This is a genomic window from Tumebacillus sp. BK434 (genome assembly GCF_004340785.1).
In the GTDB taxonomy this organism is placed as follows: Bacteria; Bacillota; Bacilli; order Tumebacillales; family Tumebacillaceae; genus Tumebacillus_A.
Window position 1 is genome coordinate 489,503 of record NZ_SLXS01000002.1, and the last position, 14,910, is coordinate 504,412.

General features: G+C 57.8%; 17 protein-coding genes and 1 pseudogene. 14 read left to right on the forward strand and 4 right to left on the reverse strand.

Features of this window, described 5'->3' with window-relative positions; all coding sequences use genetic code 11:
* Positions 1-14: 14 nt before the first annotated feature.
* From EV586_RS06555 to EV586_RS06565, 3 genes are read left to right on the forward strand one after another with little or no spacing between them, the layout of a single operon-like run.
* Entirely contained in the window at positions 15-320 is a 306-nt protein-coding gene (locus EV586_RS06555) for a hypothetical protein (protein ID WP_132944273.1), read from the forward strand.
* Positions 321-355: 35 nt separating this feature from the next.
* A complete protein-coding gene (locus EV586_RS06560; protein WP_132944274.1) occupies positions 356-736 on the forward strand; it encodes a sigma factor-like helix-turn-helix DNA-binding protein in 381 nt (126 codons plus the stop codon).
* On the forward strand, positions 733-1,020 hold the full coding sequence (locus EV586_RS06565) for a hypothetical protein (protein ID WP_132944275.1): 288 nt from the start codon (positions 733-735) through the stop codon (positions 1,018-1,020). Before EV586_RS06560 ends, EV586_RS06565 begins: the two co-directional genes overlap by 4 nt.
* Positions 1,021-1,083: 63 nt before the next feature.
* Here the strand turns inward: EV586_RS06565 and EV586_RS06570 are convergent, their stop codons facing one another.
* The 3 genes from EV586_RS06570 to EV586_RS06580 all read right to left on the reverse strand — a co-directional run bounded on the left by EV586_RS06570 (position 1,084) and on the right by EV586_RS06580 (position 5,789).
* A complete protein-coding gene (locus EV586_RS06570) occupies positions 1,084-1,995 on the reverse strand; it encodes an IS3 family transposase (RefSeq protein ID WP_132944276.1) in 912 nt (303 codons plus the stop codon).
* Complete coding sequence (locus tag EV586_RS06575; RefSeq protein WP_132944277.1) at positions 1,935-2,276, reverse strand: helix-turn-helix domain-containing protein; 342 nt, start codon at positions 2,274-2,276, stop codon at positions 1,935-1,937. Before EV586_RS06575 ends, EV586_RS06570 begins: the two co-directional genes overlap by 61 nt.
* A gap of 126 nt (positions 2,277-2,402) precedes the next feature.
* Positions 2,403-5,789, reverse strand: a complete 3,387-nt coding sequence (locus EV586_RS06580) for a ferritin-like domain-containing protein (protein WP_132944278.1) — start codon at positions 5,787-5,789, stop codon at positions 2,403-2,405.
* 151 nt (positions 5,790-5,940) lie between these two features.
* On the opposite strand from EV586_RS06580, the gene EV586_RS06585 reads away from it, so the two are divergent.
* From EV586_RS06585 to EV586_RS06635, 11 genes are all read left to right on the forward strand, one after another.
* Complete coding sequence (locus EV586_RS06585; protein WP_132944279.1) at positions 5,941-6,528, forward strand: TVP38/TMEM64 family protein; 588 nt, start codon at positions 5,941-5,943, stop codon at positions 6,526-6,528.
* Positions 6,529-6,692: 164 nt separating this feature from the next.
* Positions 6,693-7,103 carry a FixH family protein gene (locus tag EV586_RS06590; protein WP_132944280.1) on the forward strand — a complete coding sequence of 137 codons (411 nt, stop codon included), beginning with the start codon at positions 6,693-6,695 and terminating at the stop codon, positions 7,101-7,103.
* 24 nt (positions 7,104-7,127) lie between these two features.
* A complete protein-coding gene (gene lgt, locus EV586_RS06595) occupies positions 7,128-7,907 on the forward strand; it encodes a prolipoprotein diacylglyceryl transferase (RefSeq protein ID WP_132944281.1) in 780 nt (259 codons plus the stop codon).
* Positions 7,907-8,524 carry an SCO family protein gene (locus EV586_RS06600; protein WP_132944282.1) on the forward strand — a complete coding sequence of 206 codons (618 nt, stop codon included), beginning with the start codon at positions 7,907-7,909 and terminating at the stop codon, positions 8,522-8,524. Before lgt ends, EV586_RS06600 begins: the two co-directional genes overlap by 1 nt.
* 177 nt (positions 8,525-8,701) lie before the next feature.
* Positions 8,702-9,499, forward strand: a complete 798-nt coding sequence (locus EV586_RS06605; protein WP_132944283.1) for an undecaprenyl-diphosphate phosphatase — start codon at positions 8,702-8,704, stop codon at positions 9,497-9,499.
* Positions 9,500-9,696: 197 nt separating this feature from the next.
* Positions 9,697-10,044 (forward strand): hypothetical protein, encoded by a 348-nt coding sequence (locus EV586_RS06610; protein ID WP_132944284.1) that lies wholly within the window; start codon positions 9,697-9,699, stop codon positions 10,042-10,044.
* A gap of 37 nt (positions 10,045-10,081) precedes the next feature.
* On the forward strand, positions 10,082-10,729 hold the full coding sequence (locus EV586_RS06615; RefSeq protein WP_132944285.1) for a PspA/IM30 family protein: 648 nt from the start codon (positions 10,082-10,084) through the stop codon (positions 10,727-10,729).
* Between the two features lie 99 nt (positions 10,730-10,828).
* Positions 10,829-11,620 carry a cell wall-active antibiotics response protein LiaF gene (liaF, locus tag EV586_RS06620; RefSeq protein ID WP_165898366.1) on the forward strand — a complete coding sequence of 264 codons (792 nt, stop codon included), beginning with the start codon at positions 10,829-10,831 and terminating at the stop codon, positions 11,618-11,620.
* On the forward strand, positions 11,617-12,699 hold the full coding sequence (locus tag EV586_RS06625; protein ID WP_132944287.1) for a HAMP domain-containing sensor histidine kinase: 1,083 nt from the start codon (positions 11,617-11,619) through the stop codon (positions 12,697-12,699). The genes liaF and EV586_RS06625 overlap by 4 nt, the downstream gene beginning before the upstream one ends.
* The gene (locus tag EV586_RS06630; RefSeq protein WP_132944288.1) at positions 12,696-13,328 is read left to right on the forward strand and encodes a response regulator transcription factor; all 633 of its coding nucleotides are present in this window, start codon (positions 12,696-12,698) and stop codon (positions 13,326-13,328) included. The genes EV586_RS06625 and EV586_RS06630 overlap by 4 nt, the downstream gene beginning before the upstream one ends.
* A 146-nt stretch (positions 13,329-13,474) precedes the next feature.
* The gene (locus EV586_RS06635) at positions 13,475-14,608 is read left to right on the forward strand and encodes an acyl-CoA dehydrogenase family protein (RefSeq protein WP_132944289.1); all 1,134 of its coding nucleotides are present in this window, start codon (positions 13,475-13,477) and stop codon (positions 14,606-14,608) included.
* Between the two features lie 42 nt (positions 14,609-14,650).
* Here the strand turns inward: EV586_RS06635 and EV586_RS21700 are convergent.
* Positions 14,651-14,890: pseudogene (locus tag EV586_RS21700) on the reverse strand (SH3 domain-containing protein); the annotation flags it as partial.
* Between the last annotated feature and the right edge of the window lie 20 nt (positions 14,891-14,910).

A 14,910-nucleotide genomic window follows, 5' to 3' on the forward strand; every position in this document is an offset into this window, starting at 1 on the left:
GGATGGGATTCACGATGAGTCAAAAGATCATTTTGCCAAACCAGCAGGAGATCGCCGATCTGAGCACGGCGGTGGCCGACAGCCAGAAGCGGCGCGATTCTTTGCAGCAGAGCCGCTATTGGAACGAGCCGATCTCGCGCGGTGAAGCGCAGCAGGCGATGGGGCAGATCGTCAACGATGCGCTGCAGACATTTCTCGCTTTTCTCGGCGAGAATTTTGAACTGACGGCGAAGTCGCCGCTGGGCGAACAGATCCTGCAAGAGCTGGAAGCGCTGGAAGCGGACGCGGGAACCGCTTCGGACGAGCCGGCCGATCACTGAGACGAACATCACGACAGCCAGAGGAGGCATTGATCATGGGCATGGTAAAACGCGACATCGACAAAGGCAGACGTATGGCAGACGTGATCGACTACGGGTCGACGGCAGCGCTGAAGACGGCGCTGCGTTCCCTGCACAAATTAAAGCTCGGCGCCGAACAGGGCTGCCCGACGGCGCAGGCGATCCTGATCGACCTGAAGACGGCGCTCGGCGAGTACCAAAGCGAGAAGGCTCGCGGCCGCGCGGCGGTGACGGAGCGGCAGAAAGAGGCGATCGTGCTGCACCTGATCGACGACCGCAGCATTCAGGAGACGGCCGAGCTGCTCGGCGTCGACCCGACGGCTATCTCGCACCGCGTGTCGTCCGGGCTGAAGCGGATAGTCCAGTTTCTGCAGACGGGGCGTGCCGCCTCATGATCCGCCGCCGACTCGGCCCGAGCCGCCCCGTCCGCACCCGCGAAGAGGTGGAACGGTATCTGCAGGACCCGAACCGCGAGATGACCGCCGAAGTCCTCGAGGAGCTCGCCGACGACCTGCTCGCCCCGATCTTAAAGGACAAGTCCCGCACCAAATCGGCCCGTCAGGAATACACGATCCTCTCCCCGCGCCAACTCGAACGCCGCTGGGAGCGGGAGGTGGTGTTCACCGCGCTCTCCAAAGGCGCGAAAGTCCTGCTCGGCTTGACGGTGGAAGAAGAATAGCAAAAAGCGGCCCGGTGCTGAACATATCCCTGTCAAGTAGACAGTGGGTAAACAAAGCACCCTCTATGCGACCTTATCTCGATATTCAATCGGGCTAAGGTCGTTTAGTTTTCGTTGAATTCGATCCTCGTTATAGAAACGAATATAAGCTTGAACTGCTTGCACGACTTCAGCTTTCGTTTTGAATTTGTTGATGTACATCAGTTCTGCTTTCAAGTGCCCAAAAAAGTTCTCGATGCAAGCGTTGTCCAAACAGTTTCCTTTTCGAGACATGCTTTGTGTTATATGATACTGATTGAGAAGATTTTTATATTGTCGAGATGTGTATTGGAACCCCTGATCACTATGAAGGAGGACTCCGGTCACATCTCTTTTTTTATTTGCCTGGTGCACAGTATGCAACACAAGTTTGAGATCGTTCTTCTGACCGATCCTGTATGCAACAACCTCGTTGTTGAACATGTCGTAGATAGCGGATAAATACAGGGTCTGATTGTTGAACTGAAGATACGTCACATCCGTGGCCCATTTTTGATTGGGCATAAGAGCTTCGAATTGACGTTTCAGATGATTCGGTGCTACTTCATGTTCAACCTTGCCAAAGAACCTCTTTTTCCGCCGGATCTTCGCTTGTACGTTTAACTCTTTCATCAGCCGATAGACTCGCTTGTGGTTGACAATGATGCCATGACGTTTTCGCAACCAGGCCCTTACTCGATAGTATCCGTATATCCCTCTCACCTCTCGGTGACATTCTTTGATAAGACGTTTCAGTAAATTGTCCTGACTTTGCTTGGTACTTTCCGTTTCTTGACGTCGCAGCCACTTGTAGAACCCGCTCCTCGAAACACCTGCCAACTTGCATAAGAGCATGACTGAATGCGTTTTGAGCATATCTCGAATGGCTCGATATGCTATTTGGATTTGTTTTCTTTTTCGTCCCCCTTTTGTAAGGCTCGCATCTTTTTTAGCAATGCAACCTCCGCCCGAAGTGCTTTCACTTCTTCCTCAACGGTCGCAAACTTCGTTTTTGGCCTGCCTTTGTGTGGAGATTTTGCCTTTCCTCGTCGTTCTTCCAAACCGACCATTCCATATTTATCGAAATTTCTTACCCACAGTTGGACCATAGTGTGGGAGGGTATTCCTAATAACTTCGCGATTGCTTTATACCCGATTTGACCCTTTTTGTACATCTTCACTGCTTGATACTTGAACTCGGAAGAATAGGTCGATCTTACCCGTGTCTCTTTCTCCATACAAAAAACCCCTCCTGAGTTAACAGTAGGGGTACTTTGTCCTGCTGTCTACACAGGAGGGATAATATCAGTGCTGGGCCGCTTCTTGGTGCGCTTCTGATGCGTAACGCTTCATCGTAACAGCGCTTAGTAACGCTTCACCTTCGGTGCGAAATGGTTCGTCATCGCGTCGGTCATCTGCTGCGCGCCGTTCGCCACGGTGGTGACGGCGGTGAGCACCGCTTGCGGCGTGGACGCTTTGAAGGAGACGTTCCAGTCCAAGGTGATCGTCTCGTCGCCGTGTTTCGGTTTGGAGACGGAGAAGGACGCGGTGTAATCGGTGACGCCTTCGAGGCCGGTCATGGTGTAGGAGTAGGAATCGGAGTTTTTCTTCCCCAACGTCTCGGTGATCTCGACCGTCTTCGAGAGCTTCAAGGTGCGGGTCTTGCCGTCGGCTGCGACTTTGAACGGCGCCCAAAACGGTTGGGCAAAATTGCAGGCGTAGTCGGCGACCGTCTTTTGCATCGCCGCCGGGAAGGTCCAGCTGCGCGACAAGGTGACCGGCTTGCCGGACGCTTGCACCGTGACCGGGATGTACAATTCCCCGAAGACGAGGTCGCGGATCGCATCGGTGTCCATCACGCCTTTGGTGTATTTGACCAGCCAGCGCGAGTTGGACGAAGTGCGGCTGTCTTCCTCCGCCAAGGCGAACTCGAGGTTGGTCTTTTTCGCCAGCGCTTTGAGGATCGGGTTGTCGCCTGCGCCGAGCTCCAAGTGGCCGCTGACCGTATGGCCGTAGTGGAGCAGGAAGGTCAGCCAGATGAACGTCTCCGGGCGCGGGACGTTGATCAGGCGCATGCGCTCGGCGAGCGAAACGGCCGCATCGACCGCCGCTTGCGACTCGACGGCGGAGTTGAACTCATGCTCCAGCGCTTTGCCGAGTTTGCGCGAACGGTTGACGAGGTAGGACATCGGATAGCCCGGGCACTCGAACAGCTTGCGGTCTTGCTCCGGCATCGCGTCCATCACCCATGACGGAATGTTTTGCACCCCGTCAAATCCGCACGGGCCGCGCGAGGTGGAGATGCGCTGCAACGGCTCCATCTCCATCATCGTCAAGCCTTGGTTGAAGATCTCGCGCTTGAACAGCAGCTCCGGGTCGTCCGCGTTTGCACCGCCTGCCGGATCGGCAAACAGCGCCATGATGAACGGGTCGATCGGCTCGCCGTCTTTCCAGACCAGATGGTTCTGGCCGTTCAGGAACGGCTTCTGCCCCTTTTTCTCCAGCAGGTCGAGGCGCAGCTTGCGGTCCGCGCCGAGGATGTCCTGCGGCGTCAGGTTGAGCAGGTCGAGGAAACCGTCGACGCGCAGTTCCGACTGCACGCCCGAAGTCTGCACGGCGCCAAGCGAGTTCATCACTTGCAGCGGGACGAAGCCGGCGTTCGCTTTGCCGTTGGTGACGACGAGCGACACCTCTTGGGCGTTGACGCCAAGCTCCGGCACGTCTTTTTTCGGGCCGCGCACGATGTCGTGCTTCTTGTCGTTGTGCTGCCAGACCAGCGCGCGGTCAAAACGGCGGTTGCCGTCGGCCGGGTGCAGCATGTGCGTGCCGGTCGCGCCCACTTCGTCGCTCGGCGGGTCCGGGTCGGTCGCCAGCTGCACGAGGCCCCAGCCGGAGAACTTGATCCGCAGGGCTAAAGTCTCTTCAAACAGCGCCGGAATGGTGGTCGGATCTTCTTCGTATTTGCCTCCGTCCGGATGCTTCTGCTGGTAGGTCAGATCGGGCATCTGGTTGGAGTAGCCGCCGTGGACGCGGAACGGGAACTGCTTCTGGAACTCGTCGAGCTGGGAGAGGGTGGTCAGGCGCGAGAGGATCATGTCTTTCGTGTTTTCGTCGAGCGTGACGCCTGCCAGAGCTTCCTTTTGCGCGGCAGCCCAGCTCGCGACATCGCTCAAGACGCGCACCGCCAGATAGTCCATGCGGGCGTTGACGTCCTGCGAGCGCTCGGTCTGCGTGTAGATGCCGTGCAGCTGCTGGGCGTGGATCGGCAGCAAGGGCAGGCCGGCCGGGTCGAGGCGGAACATGTCCTGCAGGTTGACCGGGAAGAACGAGGCCAGTTCGAGGAACGGGCGGATCGCCAGCGACATCAGCGGCCACGAAGCCAGCATCTCGATCGCTTGGCGGCGGGGCTTGTCCGCGTCCCAGTGCGGGATCTCATACATGCGAGAGAGCCAGGACAGCATGACGAGGTACGCCGCGTTAAAGTGCGACGGGAGCTCGGATGTGATCTGCTTCAGGCGCACGTTGTCGTCCACGTACAGCTGCTCGCGGACCGCTTCGAATTCCACGCCCGACGCTTGAGCCAGCGCTTTCTCCTGCTCCAGCTCGGTCATGATCAGCACGAAGCGGTAGAGGTGCGAGTTGCGCAGGCGCTCGCCGAGGCGGACGATCGGCGTCGACGGATTGCGGCGGTTCGGGTCGCGCATCACTTTGGTCAGGTAGTTGCGCGTGCCGCCGATCTGCTCCACTTTGTCGAGGAACTCCAGCGCTTTGCTTTCAAAATTGGACGCGCCTTCGCCTTCTTCGACGATCTCTTTGACGATGTTTTCAACATGCTTGTAGTTGCGCAGCGGGTTCTCGATGTTGCCGCGGGCAAAATGGTTGAAGTTCATGTCGCGGTTGATCGGGCCGATCGGCAAAAAGCCCTCTGCTGCGTGGGCCGGATCGAGCAGTTCGTTGTTCAGGTCGCGGTTGTTGTTCTCGACCCAGTTGAAGTCGAACGCCTGCTGGTAGAGGGGCAGGATGCCGCGCAGGTAGAAGTCGGCGATCGACTGGAAGCGCAGTTCTTCCACCGACGGCAGCCCGACCGCTTTCATCGCCGCAAACACTTTTTGCTCGACTTTGTCTTCCGGCGCGAGCGGCGTCAGCAGGTTGTAGAGCTGGTACAGCTTCTGCTTCAGCTCGGCGCGGCGGTCTTCCTTATCGATGTGATAGAGCATGCTTTCGAAGCGGTAGTCCAGCTCGAAGTCATACAAGCGTTTAAATAATTGCGAAGCCGATTCGCCAAACGGGTTGTCGTCCTGCAGGGAATCGGTCGATTCGTAGAGCACGAAGCGGCGGATGTTTTCGAGGCTCAAGCCGCTGATCGGCACTTCCACACCGTTGCCGCCGTCGACGTTCTCGCCGGCGATCTGTGCTCTCCAGTTCGGGATCACCCAGTTGCCGCTCTGTGCGCGCTTGGGCAGGCCGAAGCTCGGTGCTTCGCCGAGGCCGCGGAGCAGGCACTCGACGTAATGCAGGTGCAGCATCTCTTCATGGGCGACCATGAGGATGCTTTGCTTCCAGGCGCGCGCCCGTTCGAACTGCACGGCGCGGCGGCGGTTCGGCTTGCCGGCCGCAAGGGCGAACTCCTGCGGCGTGCTTTTAATCGAGCAGGCCGTATAAAGGTAGGCATCGAGCAGACAGTGTTCGAGTTCGGCCGCTTCGTGCAGCAGATCGACCAGCAGTTTGCGTGCCTCTTGGTTGTCACTCATCGTCTAGAAGTCCCTCCTTTTGTCCTTTTAATTCAAGTTAAATCTAGCATGTGTATATAAAGAATACAAGAAACAATTTTGTATATAGTTTAACTTTATACATTATGTTAGTATATACTTGAGGTAAGTCTGATTAACCGGAGGAAAAAGGATGGATCTGACCGATTTACAGGGGATTATGGAGCAATACCGCGCCTTTGGGCCGCTGCCGGGGATCTTGCTGGCGCTGCTGGAGACGTTTTTTCCGGTGTTGCCGCTGATCCCGATCGTGATGGCGAATGCGATGGCGTTTGGCTTGTGGGAAGGATTCTTTTATTCGTGGATCGGCGTCAGTCTGGGGCAGAGCCTGCTCTTTTTGCTGGTGCGCCTGCTCAGCCACCGGCTGCGCGACCGGATGCTGCGCAAGTATAAGGATTCGGGGAAGTTCCTGAAGTGGATTGAGGAGAAGGGGTTTACATCGGTCTTTATTCTCTGTGCGTTCCCGTTCTCTCCTTCGACGACGGTGGCGGTGGTCGGCGGGCTGACCACGATCAGCATCCGCTCCTTCATTCTGGCGACGTTCGCGGCGAAAGGCGTGATGGTGTTCATCCTGTCCTACATCGGGCACGACCTGCCGTCGTGGATCGAGCATCCGTGGAAATTCGGCGTGGTCGTCGCCTTGATGATCGGACTGTGGTATGGCGGAAGATGGGTGGAGAAGCGGGGGAAAGGAAAATATGCGGAACGGGCGGCCCTATAAGGGCCGTTTTTTGCATTTCCGGCGCAGTTTTGCGATGATGGAGGGAGGGTTGGGACGAGGTTTCACAGATGCGTCACAGATTTGAAAAAAGATAGCCCGATAGAGTTATGTAATCCCCCTGGCCAGTCTGGTATCATTGCCCTTGTACGCAGGAGGTGCAAAAGATGAAACGAATAGCATGGATCGCTGCGCTGCTGACGGCAGCTGCACTGGCAACCGCAGGCTGCGGGACGGACGGTGGCACAGATCATGCGCAGCATGGGACGGGCACGACGAAGCCGCAAAAGCTGAACATCGAGTTCACCACCACGCCAAGCCCTGCCAAAGCGGGCGCTGAAGCGGAGTTGGTCGCGACGATCGCGCGCGCCGGTGAACCGGTGACAGATGCCAAGGTGGAATTTGAAATCTGGCAAGGCGAAGGCGCTCATGAGACGCTGAACGTCAAAGGCGGCAACGATGGCCGCTATGCGCTGAAGAAGACGTTTACAACTCCGGGAACTTATCAAGTGACGATACACACAACAACGAAAGAACTGCATCAGATGCCGACGGTCTCTTTTGAAGTAGTACAATAGGTTGGGAAAAGCGGAGGTGCTTGGGTGAGAGAGTATCTGTTTACGATCTTCGGGTTTGGGATTCCGTCGCACTCGGTGATCTCGGCGCTGGCGATTCTGCTGGGGCTGGGCGTCACCGCGTATTTTGCCAAGCTGGCGGGGCGGGACCCGGAGAAATTGAGCGACATGGCGTTTGCCGTGATCTTGGGCGGCCTGCTCGGTGCCCGCTTGTGGGAAGTCCTGTTCTTCCAAGGCGCGTACTACCTGTCGCATCCGCTGCAGATCTTCGCCGTCTGGGACGGCGGGATGTCGGTGCAGGGCGGGCTGATCGGGGGCATTTTGACCGGGGTCTGGTATGTGCGCAAGCTGAAATGGTCGTTCTGGGAGACGGCCGACCTGTTCGCGCCGGGCATGATCATCGGCCAGGCGATCGGCCGCGCCGCCTGCTTCATGAACGGCGACGCCTACGGCGCACCGACGAACAGCGGCTTTGGCATCGTCTATCCGGAAGGCACCAACGCCTACGCCGAATACGGGGATCAGCCGCTCTGGCCGGCCGAAGTGTTCGAGAGCATGTGGTGCATGGTCGTGTTTGCGCTGCTGATCCTGCTGCGCTTCCGCCCGCTGCCCAAAGGTCTGATCTTTGTGATCTATGTCGCGCTCTACTCGATCGGACGCTTCTTCCTTGAATACCTGCGCGGCGATACGCCGGAATATCTCTTCAACTGGACAGCAGGCCAATGGACCTCCGTCATCGCCATCCTCGTGACCTTGGCGCTGTGGGCGGGCACGCGCCTGCTGACGAAGGAAAGGGCTGTGAATTGATGGAAACCGCACAAAAACGCAACAACCTGTTCTGGAACGGGCTGATCGGTCTCATGATCCTCGCCTTTATCGTCGGGGTCGCCTACTGGTTCTGGTCGGGCTACACCAAGCTGCCCGTGCTGAACCGCGCTCCCAACTTCACGCTGCAAAACCTCGCCGGGGAGAACGTCAACTTCACCGACTACAACGGCAAAGTCCGCCTCGTCGAGTTTATCTACACCAACTGTCCGGACATTTGCCCGGTCACGACGGCGAAGATGGTCAATCTGCAAAAAGACTTGCAAGAAAAAGGCATCTGGGCTGACAAAGTCCAATTTGTCTCCGTCACGTTCGACCCGGAATATGACACCGCCGAAGTGCTGCAAAAACACGCCGATGCGATGGGCATCGACCAGAGCGGCTGGACGTTGCTCCGCGGCACGGTAGAAGAGACGCAGAAGGTCGTGGAAAGCTACGGCAACTTCGTCGAAAAGCAGTCGGACGGCACGTTCATCCACGCCACCCGCTCGCTGTACCTGGTCGACGCGAAAAACAACGTCCGCAAAGTCTACTACATGGGCGAAGAGATGCCGATCGATGAAGTGTTACACGACATTACCAAATTAGCAAAAGAGTAGCCCTCTGAACGGGCAACCGTACAGCCGAGCAAGCGTGGCAAAACACGGCTTGTCGCTTGCTAGGAGACGGTGAAGCTCTGCATACGCCGATTCCGCTGAAGGGAATCGGCTTTTTTGTTCGTCCGAAATAAGGTAGAATGCTGTTATTGATTGCGATGATGCGGAAAGGACGACACTATGGACTACATCTCAGCGCTGATAATGGGTCTGGTCGAAGGCTTGGCCGAATTTCTGCCGATCTCCTCGACCGGGCATCTGATTTTGACAGGAGAACTGCTCGGCGTGACCGGCGAAGCGGTGAAGACGTTTGAGATCTTCATCCAGCTCGGCGCCATCCTCGCCGCCACCGTGCTGTACTGGAAACGCATCCTCGGGCTGTTCGGCATTCGCGTCGCCAACGCCCCGGTGTACAAGATCAACCTGCTTCATGTACTGCTTGGCATCGTGCCGGCACTGACGGCCGGCTTTTTGCTCCACGGCTTCATCAAAGAAGTGCTCTTCTCGCCGGAGACGGTGCTGATCGGACTCGTCGTCGGCGGCGTGCTGATGATCGTCGCCGAGAAGTTCGCCGATCGCCGCGAGATCAAGGCGCACACGATCGACGAGATCACCTACCTCCAGGCGTTGCAGATCGGTCTGTTCCAAATGCTCGCCGTCTGGCCGGGCTTCTCCCGCTCCGGTTCGACCATGTCGGGCGGTCTGTTCTTCGGGGTGCACCGCAAGGCTGCGGCCGACTTCTCTTTCTTCATCGCCATCCCGATGATGGTCGGCGCGACCGGGTACGACCTGCTGAAGAGCTGGCAGTACCTCTCCACAGACGACATCGGCTACTTCGCGGTCGGCTTCATCACCGCTTTTGTCGTCGCCCTGTTCGCGATGGTTGGCTTCCTCAAGCTGCTCGAGCGCGTGAAGCTCACCTGGTTCGCGATCTACCGCTTCGTGCTGGCCGCGCTGTTCTGGCTGTTTCTGCTGTAGGCGCAAGCAACGAAAAGACCTTCGCATAATTGCGAAGGTCTTTTTTGCGTCCAATAACCGAACTTGTCCTACATCCTCTACGACTAAGGTCTTACTCGAAGATTCAACTGAGGTACATTAAGAGACTTTGAGATTTTCCGTAAGATAAAGACATAGAAAACAACAACACACACGAAACACGAAAGGAGTGAAACAAGATGGGCGGTTTGATAAGTTTCCTGATCTCCCTGATGTTCTTTTACTTCGGGGTGAAGAAATACAGACAGAACAAGAAGGTGCGCGGCGTGATTCTCCTGCTGCTCGGCCTGATGTTCACAGGCGGCTGGCTCCCAGCGCTGATCGGCATGGTGTTCTCGCTGGTGTTCACCTTGGCCCTGCTCGCAGGCGGCGCGTACATCGTGCTCAAGCTGATCAACAAACTGAAGCACACCGAGCCGGTGTACACCACCACCTCTTCCACCGACACCTTCACAGGCTCGGTCAAGACGGATAACGGCTTTGAAGACGACTGGAAAGCGTTCCTGAAGAAGCAAGGCAAAAACTAATCTGACAAACGACACCACCCCTAAGGAGGAACCACACATGTTCAAACGCATTGCCAACCTCATCTCCGCAGCGATCCACGAAGGCCTCGACCAAATCGAAGACCCGAAGATGATGCTCAACCACACCCTGCGCAACATGGAAGAAGAGATCTCCAAAGCGCGCCACGCCATCGTCAAGCAGCAGGCGCTGACCGTCTCCTACGAACGCAATAAGGAAGAGGCGCACGCCCTGCAGGACAAGCGTCGCCGCCAAGCGGAGCAGGCGTTTAACTCCGGCGAAGAGAACCTCGCCCGCAAAGCGCTCGGCGAAATGAAGCACTACGAAGCCCGCGCTGCCTACTTCGGCGAACAGGCCGACCTCGCAGCCGAACAGACCCGCGAGCTGAAAGAGCAGGCGTCGCTGCTCGAACGCCGCTATCAGGAGCTGAAAGACAAGAAGCATGCGCTGATCGCCCGCGCCAACGTGGCGCAAGTCAAAGAGCGCATCGTCACCGCGCTGCACAGCATCGACACCGACAGCTTCGTCCGCGAGTTCCAGCGCTTTGAAAACAAGATCCTTGAAATGGAAATCAAAGCAAACACAGGCTCCTCCTCGACCTTTGACGAACTGAGCTATGCCCGCTTCGAATATGCGGACGAGGTGGAAAAGGAACTGGAGCGCATGCGCGGGGAGAAAGTCTCATAACTCCAGGCGCGTCGCCGCAAAAATCGAGAGGGTGCCCAAATCATGGGCCCCTTCTTGTGTTTTTGGTTTATAATAACAGCTAGAAAGGGGGGTCACCTTGTGCGCCTGCCTCAAAATCCATTATTTTTAGTGGTTGCCATCGTACTCATCATCATTGTGTTAAGCGCCTTGGGACTGTTTCTCCCGTTTCTGCTCGGCGCGGTCGGCTACTGGCTGTATCGCAACCGTTCGAAAAAAGCGGGTCTGGTCTTGATGGTCATCGGCGGCGTGCTGGCTGTGCAGCAGCTGTCGAACGCCAATCTGATCGGCATTGTGATCGCCCTCGGCCTGATCTACGTCGGCTACAAGCTGATCAAAAGCCAAGAGCGCAAGCGTCCGGAAGACGTGGTGATCGACTTAAAGAAAGCACCCGTAGACGAACCGTCAGGCGAGGAACAGCGCCGCGCTCAAGGGCGGGGGAGACACGGTGAGCCAGGCAGCGGGTTCCGCTCCGCTGCCGGCGGCGATTTTCAATGGTCGAAGCACTCGTTCAGCGGGTCGCTCGTCGGCACGCTGCGGATGCTCAACCATCCGTTCGATCTGGACGGCCTGAACGTCTCCTACGGCGTGTGCGACGTGAAGATCGACCTGTCGAAAGCGATCTTGCCTGAAGGCGAAACGACCATCGTCATCGCCGCGCTGATCGGGGACATCGACATCTATGTGCCGTACGACCTCGACGTGTCGGTCGCAGCTTCCGTCTCCGCCGGCAACCTCGAAGTGCTCGGCACCAAGCAAGGCGGCCTCAACTGCCAGATGGAAAAAACGTCTCCGGGCTACTCCAGCGCCTCGCGCAAAGTGAAGATCTCCATCTCGGTCCTGCTCGGCGACGTGGATGTGAGGTGCTTATGAGCCGGAAGCTGACGAACATTCAATGGCGCATCACGCGCTTTACGCTCGGCGTCAGTCTGCTGGCCGCGTTGCCTGCGCTGACGCTTCTTGTGGTGTATGTCAAGCTCGACGTGATGAAAGTGCTGACCGAGCAGTGGTTCGACATCCCGGTGATCTTGATCGTCCTCGCGATGATCGTGCTGCCGGGGATCGTGTCCGGGTTCGCGTTTGGCAACGGGCTGAAACAGCGGCTGGAAGAGCTGGTCGAAGCGACGCTGCGCTATGAAAAAGGCCAGTTCGCGCACCGCGTCCCGGCGCTTGGTGACGACGAGATCGGGCTGGCCGGCGACCGGCTGAACGAGATGGCGCAGCGCGTGGAGAAGCAGGTCGCCTCGCTGCAGCGCCTGTCCACCGAGAAGGCGGAGATGCAGGATCAGCTGAAAAAGTCGGTGATCCTCGAAGAGCGCCAGCGTCTGGCCCGCGAACTGCATGACGCGGTGTCACAGCAGCTGTTTGCGATCTCGATGATGTCGTCCGCCGTGCAGGAGAACCTGACCTATACGGAAGAAAACAAGATCCATCAGCAGATCACGATGATCGAAAAAATGGCCGGACATGCCCAGAAGGAGATGCGCGCCCTGCTCTTGCACCTGCGTCCGGCGACGCTGGAAGGCAAAGGCTTGCGCGAAGGGCTGGAGGAGCTCCTGCAGGAGTTTCAGGCCAAGCAGCCGATCGACATCCGCGCTGAGATCACGGAGATTCCGCCGTTGTCCAAAGGGGTGGAGGACCATCTGTTTCGGATCGTCCAGGAAGGCTTGTCGAACGTGCTGCGCCACTCGCAGGCCACTTCGGTCACAGTGCGCGTCGGAGCGATCGATTCGCAGGTGTTTCTGCGGATGATCGACAATGGAGTCGGCTTCGAGATGAACGCGCAAAAGACGTCCTCCTACGGCATGCAGATGATGCAGGAGCGGGCGCATGAGATCGGCGGGGTGCTCGACCTGATCTCCGCGCCCGGCAAAGGGACGCAGTTGTCGCTGAAAGTGCCCATCATTGAAAAGGTTCCCGCGTTGGAGCCGGAAGGAGAGCAGGAACGATGATCCGCGTGTTGCTGGTAGATGATCATGAAATGGTGCGCATGGGCTTGTCCGCTTATCTGGAAGCTCAGCCGGACATCGAGGTGGTCGGGGAAGCGTCGGACGGACGGGAAGGCGTGCGCCTGGCGGTGGAGCATCGCCCGGATGTGATCCTGATGGATCTGGTGATGGAAGGAATGGACGGGATCGAGGCGACAAAAGAGATCAGTCGCCTGCTGCCCGACCCGAAGATCATCGTCCTGACCAGCTTTTTGGACGATGACAAAGTATACCCGGTGATCGAAGCGGGTGCGCTCAGCTATCTGCTGAAAACTTCAAAGGCGCAGGAGATCGCCGAAGCGATCCGCTCCGCCCAAAAAGGCCAGCCCGTGCTGGAAGCGCAGGTGACCGGCAAAGTGCTCTCCCGCATGCGCCGCCCCGATGAGGCCAAGCCCCACGAGATGCTGACCGCCCGGGAACTGGAGACCCTGCGCCTGATCGCCGAGGGCAAAAACAACCAGGAGATCGCCGACGAGCTGTTTATCGCGGTGAAGACGGTCAAGGCGCACATCACGCAGATTCTGGCCAAGCTGGAAGTGGACGACCGCACACAGGCGGCGATCTACGCCCATCGCAATAAACTGGTGGAATAAGAGATCCTGTACGGGCAAAAGGTGCGGGGTGACAAAACTTGGTCTGTAAAGACCAAGTTTTTTTATTGTCATTCCGCTTGATTAAAGTTACTGATATTTGTAGTATTAATGCAAGATACTAAACTCTTGAAATAGTAGGTGACCGCATGAAGACTCAATTGACTGAGCTCCAGCAATCCTTGAAGGATGAATTCCGCGCTTTTGCCGACAAGTATGTGGGGCCGTACGCTGCCCTGAACGATCGCGAAGAGCGGTTGCACGAATCGATCATCCCCAGCATGAACGAACACGGCTACCTCGGTTCGATGCTGCCGGCCGAATATGGCGGCTTGGGCTATGACAACGTGACGATCGGCGCGCTGAACGAAGAGCTGGGCCGCGTCTGCGTCTCCGCCCGCGTGCTGCTGACCGTCCACGGCATGGTCGCGCTGGCCCTGCTGCGCTGGGGCACCCGCGAGCAAAAAGACACCCTGCTGCCGAAGCTCGCCAAAGGCGAAGTGATCGGCGCCTTCGCCCTGTCCGAGCCGGAAGTGGGCTCCGACGCGAAAAGCGTGCAGACGACCGCCGTGCTCGACGGCGATGAATATGTGTTGAACGGCCGCAAGAAGTGGATCTCGATGGGCGGGATCGCCGACCTGTTCCTCGTCATCGCTTCCTATGACGGCAAGCCGACCGCATTCCTCGTCGAAGGCGACCGGGCCGGTTTTTCCCGCACCCCGATGAAAGGTCTGATGGGCTCGCGCGGTTCGGAGATCGCCGAGCTGACTTTTGAGAACGTCCGCATTCCGAAGTCGAACCTCGTTGGCCGCGAAGGCATGGGCTTGACCGGCGTGGCTCTGTCTTGCCTCGACTATGGCCGCTACACCGTCGCCTGGGGCTGCATCGGTCTGGCGCAGGCCTGCTTCGAAGCGAGCGCGACCTACGCGAAGCACCGCCACCAGTTCGGCGCGCCGATCGGCGAGAACCAGCTGATCCAGAAGATGATCACGGAGATGGTCGTGCAGATCAGAGCGGCGCGCCTGCTCTGCTACCATGCCGGGTATCTGAAAGACATCGGCGATCCCGATTCGATCATGGAGACGTGGAACGCGAAATACCTCTCTTCGGTCATGGTCACGAAAGTCGCAGCCGACGCCGTGCAGATTCACGGCGGCAACGGGGTGCACCCCGACTATCCGGTGGAGCGCTACTACCGCGACGCGAAGATCAACGAGATCATCGAAGGCTCGACGCAGATCCACGAATTCCTGATCGCGAAAAACGTATTGCGCACCATGTAAGCAAAAGAGAGACCTTTGCAGCCGCAAAGGTCTCTCTTTTCTCTAATTGCAAAGCGGTGCGACCAGTCCGTCAGATCCTGTGTACACATAGGTGTCGGAGATGTATTGGCCGGTGCCGATGCGGTTCCAGATGTTCGAAGTGCCGTAGGTGCCGGTGACGGTGGTGCCGTAGGTTTGGCAGTAGATGCGGACTTGCGCGCCGTCAGCGACGGAGCCGACGATCGAGTAGCTCGTGCCCGGGCCGGAGCGGACGTTCACGTTCGCGCCGTTGGTGTTGACGGTGCCGTTGGCGTAGGAGCCGC